Below are 12,539 nucleotides of genomic sequence, written 5' to 3' on the forward strand. Positions count from 1 at the left end.
AGTGCCATGAGGTTCGCCGTGGATTTTCGCAGCCTGATCAACCGGGACAACAACATCGCCCAGTTGATCGTCATGACGGTGGTGATCTTCATCGTCATGGCGGCGCTCAGCCCGGACAAGTTCCTGCGATACTACAACTTCGAGTCCATCACCTACATCTTCCCCGAACTCGGCCTGCTGTCGATCGCCATGATGATCGCCATGCTGACCGGCGGAATCGACCTGTCGGTGGTGGGCATCGCCAACCTGTCGGGCATCATGGCCGGGGTCTTCTTCCACGCGGTCCTGAAGGACGCGGGGGTCGAGGGCGGCGTCATGGTCGTCGGCCTGGGGGTGGTCCTGGCGTTGTCCGTCGGGGCGGTCGCCGGCGCCCTGAACGGGTTCCTGATCACCCGCTTCCGAATAACCCCGATCCTGGCCACCCTGGGCACCGGACAGGTGTTCGTGGGGCTGGCGCTGGTGCTGACGGGCGGACCGGCGATCGTCGGCTTCCCGGAGACCTGGGCCTTCATCGGCAACGGCAAGATCCTGGGCGTGGCGGTTCCGTTCGTCCTGTTCCTGCTGATCGCCGGGCTCATGACCTTCGTGCTGAGCCGCACCACCCTGGGCGTCAACCTGATGCTGATCGGCTCCAACCCCCGGGCCGCCGTGTTCGCGGGCATCCAGAAGAGCCGCATGATCTTCTACAGCTATATGATGACCGGGGTCCTGGCCAGCGCCGCCGGAATCATCCTGTCGGGGCGCACCAACGCGGCGAAGTCGGACTACGGCACGTCGTATCTGCTACAGGCCGTGCTGATCGCCGTGCTGGGCGGCACCAACCCGGCGGGCGGCCGGGGCACGGTCATCGGCGTCGGCATCGCCGTCGTCGCCCTGATGCTGCTGTCGAGCGGCTTCCAGATCCTGCGCTTCAGCAATCACCTGATCGACTTCATCTGGGGCGCGTTCCTGCTTCTCGTGATCGCGCTGAACGCTTACAAGAACCGTGCCCGCTAGCGCCGGGCGCCCGGGCAAGACCCGCGCCCGCGCGGCGCGGAAGGAGCGAGCCATGACCCCCGTTGCCATCGCCCTTGAGAAACACGCGTTCCGTCCGCGGGAGCGGACGGTGGCCACCTTCGCCGGCATGACGGCCTCGACCTTCGTCTATGACAGCGGCATCGAGGCGGTGCGCCTGACCACCCCGCGCGGCCACCTGGTGATCCTGCCGTTCTTCGGTCAGATGATCTGGGACGCGGTGTTCGACGGCGTCGACCTGACCATGGACAACATGTTCTCCATGCCCCGGCCGGCCGACGTGATCGTCGGCACCTACGGGTGCTTCGCCTTCCACTCCGGCCTGCTGCGCAACGGCTGCCCGTCTCCCGAGGACGACCACCCCCTGCACGGCGAGATGCCCTGCGCGCCCCTGGACGCGGCCGGCCTGGCCTGCGGCGAGGACGCCGAGGGGCCGTACATGGCGGTGACCGGGCACCGGGAATACGTGATGGGCTTCGGCGCCCACTACATGGCCCGCCCGCGCGTGGTCCTGCGCCCCGGGAGCACCCTGTTCGACATCATGATGTCCGTGGAGAACCTGTCGGGCGATCCCATGGACCTGATGTACATGTGTCATGTGAACTTCGCCTTCTGCGAGGGGGCGCGGATCATCCAGCCGGCGCCCTTCGACGCGCGTCACACGGTGGTGCGCACCGCCGTGCCGGGCCATGTGCGGACCACGCCCGAGTACCTGTCGTTCATCGATCGCCTGGCCCGGGACCCCGGCGCCATGGAGGTCCTGGACGAGCCCGCGCGCTACACCCCGGAACAGGTGTTCTACATCCGCGACCCGGGCACCGGCGCCGACGGCCGCACGGCCCTGATGATGCGCCGCCGCGAGGGCGACGCCTTCCACATCGCCTACGACACCGCCACCTTCCCGCACACCGTGCGCTGGGTCCTGGTCAACCGGGATCAGAAGGTCTGTGCCTTCGCGCTGCCCTCCACCTGTGAGCCCGAGGGCTATCTGGCGGAGCGCGAGAAGGGGTATGTGCGGACGCTGCCCGCCGGCGGAACCGCCGCCTTCGCGGTGCGGCTGGGCTATCTGGATGCCCAGGCCGCCGAGGCCGCCGCGACCCACATCCGCGCCCTGTGACCGGCGCCGCGCGGTCAAGACCAACACGGACTTCGAGGGACCCCGCCATGCCCGGAAAAATCGCCGTCGTCGGCAGCAACATGGTCGATCTGATCACCTACGTCACCCGCATGCCCGACAAGGGCGAGACCATCGAGGCCCCGACTTTCCGCATCGGCTGTGGCGGCAAGGGCGCCAATCAGGCCGTGGCGGCGGCCCGGCTGGGTGCCGACGTCATGATGGTCACCAAGGTCGGCGACGACATCTTCGCCGACAACACCCTGCGCAACTTCGCCGACGCGGGCATCGACACCCGCCATGTGGCGACGGTGCCCGGCATGCCCAGCGGCGTCGCGCCGATCTTCGTGGAGCCATCGGGCGAGAACAGCATCCTCATCATCAAGGGCGCCAACGCGGACCTGAAGCCCGCCGACGTGAACCGGGCGGCCGAGGATCTGAAGCGCTGCGCCCTGATCGTCCTGCAACTGGAAGTGCCGCTGGAGACGGTCTATCACACCATCGCCTTCGGCGCCCGGCACGGCATCCCGACCCTGCTGAACACGGCGCCCGCGCAACCCGATCTGGCCCTGGATCGCATCACCGAGGCCACCTATCTGGTGCCGAACGAGAGCGAACTGGCGCTGTTGACCGGCCTGCCGGTGACCACCGCCGACGAGGCCGAGGCCGCCGCGCGCGTGCTCATCGCCAAGGGGATCCAGACGGTCATCGTGACGCTGGGGGCCAAGGGGGCCTTGCTGGTCACCGGATCGGAGGTCCGGCTGATCGACGCGGTGGCGGTCACGCCGGTGGACACCACCGGCGCGGGCGATGCCTTCATCGGTAGTTTCGCGCGCTATCTGGTGGAGTCCGGCGATCTTGATCAGGCGCTGCGGATGGCGGTGCGCTATGCCGCCGATTCCATCACCCGGCCGGGAACCCAGACGTCGTACGCCACGGCGGAGGCGTTCGCCGACACCCTGGCGCGGATGGACGGCCCGGCCTCCCGGGAGGGCGGTCCCCGTCCATGATGTCCGCGCACGACTACGACGTGCCGGCGCCCGGGCCGTTGAGGAGGGCGGCGCGGACCTTGCGGGCGAGATCCGCGCGCCGGAACGGCTTGCTGATCAGGTCGTGTTCGGTGCCGATCTGGCCTTCGCGCAGGATCGCCCCCTCGGCATAGCCGGACATGAACAGGATGGGCAGGCGGGGCCAGCGGTCCCGCGCCGCCTGGGCCAGTTGCGGCCCCGACATGCCGCCGGGCATGACGATGTCGGTGAGCAGCAGGTCGATGGCGCGGTTCCTGGCGAGCATCAGCAGGGCCGCGGGGCCGCTCTCGGCCACCATGACGGTGTAGCCCAGATCCTCCAGCATTTCCGCCGCGACCATGCGCAGGTCTTCCCGATCGTCGACGACCAGGACGGTCGCCGGGAAGGGCGCCCCGTCATCGTCCGGCTCGTCGGCCGTGGCGGCCGCGTCGCCGACGGTGCCCTTGCTGCGGGGCAGGAACAGCTTGACCACCGTGCCGCGTCCACCCTCGCTGTAGACCTTGATGTGGCCGCCGGACTGCTTGGCGAAGCCGAACACCATGCTGAGGCCGAGCCCCGTGCCCTTGCCGACCTCCTTGGTGGTGAAGAACGGCTCGAACACACGATCGATGATCTCGGCCGGGATGCCCGTTCCGGTGTCGGACACGGCGACCAGCACGTAATCGCCCGGCACGACGTCGTGGTCGCGCGCGGCATACTCCGCGTCCAGATGCACGTTCATGGTTTCGATCGTCAGGTGGCCGCCCTGGGGCATGGCGTCGCGCGCGTTGAGCGCGAGGTTCAGGATGGCCGACTCCAACTGGCTGCCGTCGGTGCGGATGCTCCACAGGCTGTTCGCCTGTTTCAGGCGCAGTTCGACGGCCTCGCCCAGGGTGCGCCGCAGCAGGCCGACGAGGCCCTCCAGCAGGGCGCGGGCATCGATGTCCTTGACCTCGAGGATCTGACGCCGCGAGAACGCCAGCATCTGCCGGGTCAGATCGGCGCCGCGCAACGCGGCGTGATAGGCGGCCTGGGCGCGCCGGAACGCGCGATCGTCCTTGCGCACCGACCGCAGCAGCAGCTCCAGATTGCCGGTGATCACCCCCAGCAGATTGTTGAAGTCGTGCGCCAGGCCGCCGGTGAGTTGGCCGACCGCCTCCATCTTCTGCGCCTGTAACAGGCGTTGCTCCAGGTCCTTGCGCTGGGACAGGTCGAGGACCTGCATGACGAAGTGGACCGGGCTCCCATCCCAGGACCGGACCAGGGACACCGAGACATGCACCCACACCACTTGGCCGCCCTTGCGGACAAAACGCTTTTCCAGCGCATAGGACACGGCGTCCCCCGCCAGGATGCCCGCGATGTGCGCGCCGTCGGCGTCGCAATCCTCGGGGTGGGTGAACGTCTGGACATCGCCGGCCAGCACCTCGGGCTCGGTGTAGCCCAACAGGTCGCAGAGCGCGTGATTGACCCGCATGAACCGGCCGTCGGGCGCCACCAGGGCCATGCCATAGGGCGCCGTCAGGAAGGCGGACCGGAAACGATCCTCGCTCTGGCGCAGCGCCTCTTCCGTCTGGCGGTGCAAGCGGTCCTGCGCGACCCGCTCCATGGCTCGCCTGAGGGCGCGGGTCAGCCCGTCCGGTGTCAGGCCGTCCTTCACCAGGTAGTCCTGCGCGCCTTCCTGCATGGTTCTGACCGCCAGTTCGCGGTCGTCCCGGCCGGTCAGCACCAGGATCGGCACGTCGCCCGCCGCGTCCAGGATGCGGCGCAGGGTGTCGATGCCCATGCCGTCGGGCAGGCCCAGGTCCAGGAGCACCGCCCCGGGCGGCACGTCGCTCCTGAGTTCGATGATGGCGTCGGCGAGGCGCGGCGCATGGTCGACGACGTGATCGAAGTCGGCCTCGTCCAGGTATTCCCGGATCAGGTCGACGTCGCCGGGATTGTCCTCGACGACCAGGATGCGTTTGGTGAGATCAGTCATTCCGTGACGGCAGTTTGACAATGGACAGCCAGAACCCCTCGATCGACTGGACGATCTCGGCGAACTGCTCCAGGTCGACGGGCTTGGTGACGTAGGCGTTGGCGTGCAGTTCGTAGGTTCGGATGATGTCGGCCTCGGCTTTCGAGGCGCTGAGGACGACGACGGGAATCTTCATCAACGCCGGATCCTGCTTGATCTCGGCGAGAACCTGGCGGCCATCCATTTTCGGCAGGTTGAGGTCGAGCAGCATCAAGTCCGGGACCGGGGCATCCGCGAACCGGCCACGCCGCTTCAGAAAGTCCATGGCCTCGATGCCATCGGCGACGACGTGCAGGCGGTTCAGGATCCGCGCGTCCTCGAAGTACTCGCGAGTCAGGTCCGCGTCGGCGGGATTGTCCTCTACCAAAAGAATATCGATAGCTTTCATGAGTTTTGTTCCCTGTTCTGCGAACCGCCGCCCAGTGTAAAGAAAAAGGTGCTCCCTTGGCCTGGTTGGGACTCGACCCAGATGCTTCCCCCGTGACGCTCGATCACTTTCTTGACGATGGCCAGACCTATCCCGTTGCCATCGCTCTCCGAGCGTGGGTGCAACCTTTGAAATATCATAAATATGCGATCCACGAACTCGGGTTCAATGCCAATGCCGTTGTCGCGAACCGAAAACGTCCAAAGGTCATCGTGCCGCTCGGCGGCGATGTCGATCTTGGGCGCGTCCTCCCGGCGGTAGCGAATGGCGTTGGCGATCAGGTTCTGGAAAACCTGGACCAGTTGGCGGCCATCGGCGGACACGGTCGGCAAGGGGCCGCGCGTGACCCGTGCCCCGGACTCGTCGATCGCTTGCCGCAGGTTTTCCATGGCCTCGGTGACGACCGCCCCGCAGTCCGTGGGTTCGAACGGCCGGCCACGCGTGCCGACTCGGGAGAAGGCCAGCAGGTCGTTGAGCAAGTCCTGCATCCGCTTGGCCCCGGCCACGGCATAACCGATGTACTTGTCGGCCCGCGCGTCGAGCTGGCCGCCGTAGCGTTTGGAAAGCAGCGCCGTGTAGCTCGCCACCATGCGCAGCGGTTCCTGAAGGTCATGGGACGCCACGTAGGCGAACTGCGCCAGTTCCTTGTGGGACCGTTCCAGTTCGGCGGCCATGCCGTCGAAGGCGGTGGCGACCTCGCTAATCTCGTCGGTGCCGTCCAGGCGGATGCGATAGTCCAGTCGACCAGCCTCCAGCGCCAGAATCCCTTTCTGCAACACGCGCATTTGCCCCAGGACTCGCCTGGATATCAAGAGCCATATAGACAAAAAAAGAATCACCGCGCCAGTTATAAAGGAAAATGTTGTTATTAAATATATTTTTTCTATTTTTTCTGTTTTATTTGTTAAGTCTTGGTCCATTGCGGCAGACGTCTCGACAATGGTTTGTGAAAGCCTCCGAATTTCCGCGATCTGCCGTTTGCGCCACATGGTTTCGATTTGCACGTGGGGCACTGTGGTGCCGTCTTCTCCGATGGCTTGCGAGAGTTGGGCGAACGTGTGTCCCACCTGCTCCACATCGTCCCGCACCTGCCGTGGCTCGGGCCGCTCCCGTCGAATGGCCTCCGGCAGCGAGTCCAGCAGGGCGAGCAGGGACTCATGTCTCGTCCGCCATTGACGACGCGGGCGCTCGTCCTCCGTTTCAAGATACTCGCTGGCCAGGGCGTTCAGTTCAAAGACCGCCGTGACGATCTCGCCCGCGATGCGACTGCCGACGCGAGCCTGGGCGACCTGATCGGCCGCCCAGGACAAGGCGAGCAGGGCTGCCGAGCCCGACACGACCAGGACGACGGTGCTGACGACGAGAAGGGTGCGGATGCGCATGCAACGGCTCGTGAGTAGTGTCGCCTGAGGGGCGGGGCGGAGTGGTCGGCGCGGCTAGCATCGGGTTCGGGGGGGCGGGGCCATGCCATGCCTGGGAGATGCCCGCTCCGCCAGGGGCGTCGGGTCGCGGTGCGCCTGTCGATAACGAAGTTTCCGACAGATCCTATCATTGGATGAGCGTGATGGCATCTGGATAGACCGCCGACAGCGCATCGCTGTCGATCATGTCCAGGTAGCGCGGTACCTCTGCCGGCGACATCAGGCTGTTTTCGACCATCCAGTCTCCCTGGTCCTCGAGCGCGGTCAACACATCCTGGCTGAGAGACAGGCGAATCCGCCAGCCATCCCATGTGGCCGCGATGTATGCCGGGTCGCGGTTCATGTGGTCCTTGAACAGGCGCTTCAACTCGTCCGGATTGTCCCGGATGTAAGACTGGGCGCGCGCCAGGGCCCGCATGAAGCGCGTGGCCTCCTCCCGATGGCCGGTCAACCAGGGCTCGGTGGTGACGAGCAGCATGTAGTAGGGGGTCTCGAAGCTTTCGGTCAGCGTGACCATCTCGTCCCCAAGGCGTTGGCGGACGGCGTGGACGTGAGGCTGCCAGGTGACCGCCGCATCGATCGTGCCGGCCGCCAGGGCCTTGATGATGGCCGCGGGGGTCAGGTTGACCGTGTTGATGGCGTCCGCCGGCAGACGATGGAACAGCAGGAAGCGCGCCAGGAAGAACTCACCCGAGGTGCCAGCCGTGACGCCGACCCGGCGTCCCCGAAGGTCGTCCGGCTGGGTGATGCCGTGATCGCGGCGCGCTACGACGTGCGTGGTGTACGCCTGAACCAGCGACGCCAGGAGTCTCAGATCGGCATGATGGCGGCTGTTCCGCGCGAAAACGAAATCCGTGAAGGTGGCGAGATCGACGGTGCCCGAGAACAGGTTCTCCGCCGCGATCCGTCCGTACGGCTGGGGCATGATGGTGACGTCAAGGCTGGCGTCGGAGAAGTAGCCCCGCTGCTCCGCCACCAAGATCAGAGAGGCCGTCTCACCCTGGGTGGCGCCGATGGTCAGCGGGGCCAAGGTGGGGGGAGGTGTCACGCCGGCGTCGAACACCCCGCGTGCGAGGATGACCGCGACTCCGATCGCGATCGCCACGACCGCGCCCGCCAGACCGAGACTCCGAGCGTTCAGAGAAACCATGGTTCACCTGGCACGCCGTGGACGATCCGCGTTCGAGGAGTGGCGACGATGACCTGTCGCGACATCCACGGCGCGCGCTCCATCCATGATGGTCGCGGGAGACCGAAGTCCGGTGACACAGGGTATCCCCCCATAAGACGTCACGATGGGGTTGTACACAGTTAGAGTGTGCCCCTGTTCGGTCTAACATACGGTTAATGGCCTTGGGGCCCCCCGGCCGCGATGGCGCCCTGGGGCGACGGCGTCCAACGACCCGGTTGCGGCTCAAGGACATCGCCGTCTCGCTGGACGATGTCGGCGCCGGCTATTCGTCGATGGTCGAGATCCACACAGATGCCGCTGTCGGAGCTGAAGCTGGATCAGTCGCTTGTCACGGACCTGGAGACGGATGCCGACGCCCGCATCGTGGCCGAGGCGACGTCGATCGCGCCGGGGGGAGACGGTCGTCTGTCGCCAGGCGCGACCTCGGTGTTCTGTGCTCGCTTTTCTGGCGCCAAGCCCCGGGCAATACTTTTTATGCTCCCATAACATCTTCCAACCGGCTAAGGTTGGCTGTGCGAGTGTTGCGACGGTCGTGTCGCCGCGCGGGTCGGACGGTTCGCGCCCGCGGGGAGGCGTCCGCGACCGTCTTATGCCCCTGGTTCCGGCGACCACATGATGATGGTGTCCCCTGGGCGCGGGCCGCGCTCCGTAATGTGCCAACCGGAAACAAGGGGACAAGCCTATTCCGCGATAGGGCCGTATATGCCGGAAGGACCTTGCCATGGCTGTAAAATCTAAAAATACAGTCTTCGGCCTCTCGTCAAACCGTTTCATATTCCTGTCCGCCGTCGGGGGGATGGCAGGGCTCGCGATCATTACCTGGGCCACATTATGCTGGCTGATGTACACCAATGCCGTTGAGAAGCGGGAACAGGAACTTCGTATCGCTGTTTCTTTTGTTGAGGAGCATCTGGAACGCTCCCTCGACGGTCCCGCGCTTATCCTGAAGCAAGTGTCCGAGTTGGTGATCGAGAGTGGCGGAATTGACGTCGCCCTCATGCGGCCGGCCGACTGGAGACAAATAGAGACGATGGATGTCTCGCTGCCGCAGGTCTATATATTCGTGGTCGCCGATTCCGATGGAGTGATTCGCTACAACTCCACGGGACTCAAGAACATGAACCTGGATATATCGGATCGTCCGTATTTCGCGGCCCACAAGATCAGGGGCGAGCAATTCCATATTGGCGCGGCCATCCGTTCCCGCATCGACAATGTAGAACTGTTCACGATCAGCCGGTCCATCATCGACAACACCGGGCGCTTCCTGGGGGTCGCTGTCATGGGCTTGCGCAGCGATTACTTTAGAGACTTCTTCCTGCGGGAATCCACGAGTGATCTGGAGTCCATAGCCCTTATTTCGCGTAGTGGCGACGTCCTGGTCAAAAGCGGGGTCGACTCCTCGGTGGGCATGAATCTATCGAAGAGCATCGCCTTTCGGGACAATTATGGAACTCAACAGCGGAAGATCATGAGGGGATCCGTCTTCGGGAGCGAGGACGGGGTTTTCGCTCTGCGCATGAGCGAGGAATACGCCATTCTGATATCGGCATCGATCCCCATGAGCGTGATCCAGGAGGAGGTCTTTCCCTCTCTTATTGTCGCCACCGCCATTCTGGTGATTCTGCTCGGCGTCATTGGTGGGTTTGGATACGTTGTCTTTCGTGGGCTCTCCAGAGAAGAAAAACTGAAGCAAGAGTATCAGAAGCTTTCCTATTTCCGGGAAACCATCCTGGAAAACGCGCGGTTACCCATCATTGTCTGCGACACCAACGGCGATGTTGTCTTCTTCAACCGGGCCGCCGAGGTTTCCCTTGGATACACCTCGGATGAGGCTGTCGACACCCTCAACCTGTCCGAGATCGCCGATCCGATCACGCCTGTTTTCTGCGAGGACGACAAGCACGGCGACGACGCCGACGCGAACACCCCGTGCCGGACCCTCGACCTGGACGACCTGAGCAGCCGTCAGGGCGACATCGACAGCATCTACAGACGCAAGGACGGCTCCATTATCCCGGTGGCCCTGTCGGTGTCGAAGCTGCGCACGGATGCGGACGTCAGCGTCGGCTATGTGGTCATCGCGCGGGACCAGTCGGCCCAGAAGAGCGCCGAACGCGCCCTGCGCTTCAGCGAACAGAGGCAGCGCGCCATCCTGGACAACATCGTCGACGGCATTTTCACGATCAACATCAACGGCATCGTGTCGTCGATGAACCCGGCGGCGGAGCGGATCTTCGGGTACGAAGGGCAGGAGATCCTGGGGCGCAACATCAGCGTCCTCATGGACGACGCCCATCGCGGCCGCCACGACGGCTACGTCCGCCGCTACATGCAGATGGGCGACCCGCGCATCATCGGCCGGGGCCGGGAGGTGCCCGGGCGGCGCAAGGACGGCAGCGTGTTTCCGCTGGATCTGGCCGTGTCGCGTGTGGACTTCGCCGGGCGCACCATGTTCGTGGGGGTCGTCCGCGATCTTAGCGAGACCAAGAAGGTCGAGCGCCTGAAGTCCGAGTTCGTGTCGATCGTCAGCCACGAACTGCGGACGCCGCTGACGGCGATGCGCGGCGCCCTGAACATCGTCAACAGCGAGGTCCTCGGCCCCCTGGACGCCGAGATCAAGGAACTGACGCAGATCGCCGAGCAGAGCACGGAGCGCCTGATCCGCCTCATCAACGATATCCTGGACGTGGAGAAAATCGGCTCCGGCAAGCTGACCCTCAAGTACGAGGCGGTCTCCATCCGGCAATCCATGGACCGATCCTTGCAGGATATTGAGTCCTACGCCGAACAGTACGGCGTTTCGGTCGTGACCGAGATGACCGAGGATTACACGGTCTGGGCCGATTTTGATCGGCTGCAACAGATCATCCTCAATCTGCTGTCCAATGCCGTGAAGTTCTCGCCGAAAGGGGAGACCGTCCGGCTCGTGGCCGAGTGCTCCGCGGACGGGTGGGTGCGCCTGCTGGTGGTGGACAAGGGGCCGGGCATCGCGGTGGAGTTCCACGACCAGATTTTCGAGAAGTTCGCGCAGGCCGACGCCTCGGACAAACGGGCCAAGGGGGGCACCGGCCTCGGGTTGAGCATCACCAAGGGGCTCGCCGAACAGATGGGCGGCAGCGTCGGCTTCGAAAGCCAGCCGGGCGAGGGCACGACCTTCTATGTGGATCTGCCCATCATGCGCAAAAGCGAGGAACCGTCCGCCGACCGGCGGAGCCTCCACATCCTGCATCTGGAGGATGATGAGGGCGTCCGCCTGATCATTTCGCACATGCTGTCGGAGCGGGCCCGGATCACCGGCGCCGAGAGCGTGGCGGCGGGGATCAGTCTGGCCGAGAAGCACGCCTTTGACCTCGCCATCCTCGACATGGGGCTTCCGGACGGGAACGGGCTGGAGGTCGTGGACTACCTGAAGAACGACCAGGGCGACCGGCCGGCGCTGATCATCCTGTCCGGTCATGAGGAGCTTCCCCCCGACGCGCCCTCGGTCGCGGCGGTTCTCGTCAAGACGCGGGAAAGCGAGCGAGCCACCGTTGACAAGATCTGCGCGATCATTGACCGGTTGTTCCCGGTCGTTCCCGCCGAGGAAGGAAGCGCCGCATGTCACGCGAACTGAAACGGGTCCTCTACGTGGACGATGAGGTCATGCTTCAAAAGGTCGGTCGCGTGGCGTTGGAGAAGTTCGGCGGCTTCGAGGTCGAGGTCGTTGGCTCGGGAGAGGAAGCCCTCCAGCGGGCGCCGGTCTACAATCCCGATCTGATCCTGCTCGACGTCATGATGCCCGGCATGGACGGCCCCAGCACGGTCGAACGGCTCCGGGCCATGCCCGAGGTCTGCCAGATTCCCATCGTGTTCATCACCGCCAAGGCGCACCCCGACGAGGTGGCGCGGTTCAAGGCCCTGGGGGTCATGGGGGTGCTGACCAAGCCCTACGAGCCGCAGGACCTCGGCAATCAGCTCCGGACTCTCTGGGCGGAGGGGGACGGCGCATGATCGACGACGCGGACGATGTCGATGTCTTTGCCGAGATTCGGCGTGCCTTCGTGGATCGCCTGGTGACCGACGGGCGCGTGATCGAGGAGACGCGGACGCGGATCCGCCAGCCGGCGGGCGTCCCGCGGCAGGTGTATACGGACCTCGCGTTTCTCAGTCACCGCCTGACGGGGCTTGGGACCACTCTGGGGCACGACGAGATCACCAACCGCGCCCGCGTGGTGGAACGGATGGCGGAATCCGCCCGGCAGGCCCCACCCGAGGACACCACGGCGCTCGACGATGCCATCGACGCGCTGCTGCGGAGCATGCGCGCCGTGACCGAGGCAGCGGGCCGTTGACGCACCGCCG

At 65.1% G+C, this 12,539-nt stretch carries 11 protein-coding genes; 7 read left to right on the forward strand and 4 right to left on the reverse strand.

Annotation, left to right across the window (positions count from 1 at the left end; genetic code table 11):
* The first annotated feature begins 6 nt into the window (after positions 1 to 6).
* The 3 genes from GGD89_RS10505 to rbsK are packed head-to-tail and all read left to right on the forward strand — an operon-like array spanning position 7 to position 3,138.
* Entirely contained in the window at positions 7 to 996 is a 990-nt protein-coding gene (locus GGD89_RS10505) for an ABC transporter permease (RefSeq protein WP_184044970.1), read from the forward strand.
* Between the two features lie 52 nt (positions 997 to 1,048).
* Positions 1,049 to 2,131: an aldose 1-epimerase family protein gene (locus GGD89_RS10510; protein ID WP_184044972.1), complete on the forward strand. Its 1,083-nt coding sequence runs from the start codon at positions 1,049 to 1,051 to the stop codon at positions 2,129 to 2,131.
* Positions 2,132 to 2,178: 47 nt separating this feature from the next.
* A complete protein-coding gene (gene rbsK / locus GGD89_RS10515; protein WP_184044974.1) occupies positions 2,179 to 3,138 on the forward strand; it encodes a ribokinase in 960 nt (319 codons plus the stop codon).
* Positions 3,139 to 3,151: 13 nt separating this feature from the next.
* Here rbsK and GGD89_RS10520 read toward each other — a convergent pair whose 3' ends face one another.
* The 4 genes from GGD89_RS10520 to GGD89_RS10535 form a co-directional block, all read right to left on the reverse strand.
* On the reverse strand, positions 3,152 to 5,116 hold the full coding sequence (locus GGD89_RS10520; RefSeq protein WP_184044976.1) for a hybrid sensor histidine kinase/response regulator: 1,965 nt from the start codon (positions 5,114 to 5,116) through the stop codon (positions 3,152 to 3,154).
* Positions 5,109 to 5,543 carry a response regulator gene (locus tag GGD89_RS10525; protein WP_184044979.1) on the reverse strand — a complete coding sequence of 145 codons (435 nt, stop codon included), beginning with the start codon at positions 5,541 to 5,543 and terminating at the stop codon, positions 5,109 to 5,111. The genes GGD89_RS10520 and GGD89_RS10525 overlap by 8 nt, the downstream gene beginning before the upstream one ends.
* Positions 5,540 to 6,964 carry a sensor histidine kinase gene (locus tag GGD89_RS10530; RefSeq protein ID WP_184044981.1) on the reverse strand — a complete coding sequence of 475 codons (1,425 nt, stop codon included), beginning with the start codon at positions 6,962 to 6,964 and terminating at the stop codon, positions 5,540 to 5,542. The genes GGD89_RS10525 and GGD89_RS10530 overlap by 4 nt, the downstream gene beginning before the upstream one ends.
* A gap of 166 nt (positions 6,965 to 7,130) precedes the next feature.
* Positions 7,131 to 8,153: an ABC transporter substrate-binding protein gene (locus tag GGD89_RS10535; protein ID WP_184044983.1), complete on the reverse strand. Its 1,023-nt coding sequence runs from the start codon at positions 8,151 to 8,153 to the stop codon at positions 7,131 to 7,133.
* 333 nt (positions 8,154 to 8,486) lie between these two features.
* Here GGD89_RS10535 and GGD89_RS10540 point away from each other — a divergent pair, with 333 nt between their 5' ends.
* The 4 genes from GGD89_RS10540 to GGD89_RS10555 all read left to right on the forward strand — a co-directional run bounded on the left by GGD89_RS10540 (position 8,487) and on the right by GGD89_RS10555 (position 12,529).
* A complete protein-coding gene (locus tag GGD89_RS10540) occupies positions 8,487 to 8,681 on the forward strand; it encodes a hypothetical protein (protein WP_184044985.1) in 195 nt (64 codons plus the stop codon).
* 310 nt (positions 8,682 to 8,991) lie between these two features.
* Positions 8,992 to 11,811, forward strand: coding sequence for a PAS domain S-box protein (locus GGD89_RS10545; RefSeq protein ID WP_184044987.1), 2,820 nt, complete (start codon positions 8,992 to 8,994; stop codon positions 11,809 to 11,811).
* A complete protein-coding gene (locus tag GGD89_RS10550) occupies positions 11,796 to 12,188 on the forward strand; it encodes a response regulator (RefSeq protein WP_184044990.1) in 393 nt (130 codons plus the stop codon). Before GGD89_RS10545 ends, GGD89_RS10550 begins: the two co-directional genes overlap by 16 nt.
* Positions 12,185 to 12,529, forward strand: a complete 345-nt coding sequence (locus GGD89_RS10555) for an Hpt domain-containing protein (RefSeq protein ID WP_184044992.1) — start codon at positions 12,185 to 12,187, stop codon at positions 12,527 to 12,529. The genes GGD89_RS10550 and GGD89_RS10555 overlap by 4 nt, the downstream gene beginning before the upstream one ends.
* Positions 12,530 to 12,539: the final 10 nt, after the last annotated feature.

It is taken from the genome of Roseospira visakhapatnamensis (assembly GCF_014197915.1).
GTDB lineage: Bacteria > Pseudomonadota > Alphaproteobacteria > Rhodospirillales > Rhodospirillaceae > Rhodospira > Rhodospira visakhapatnamensis.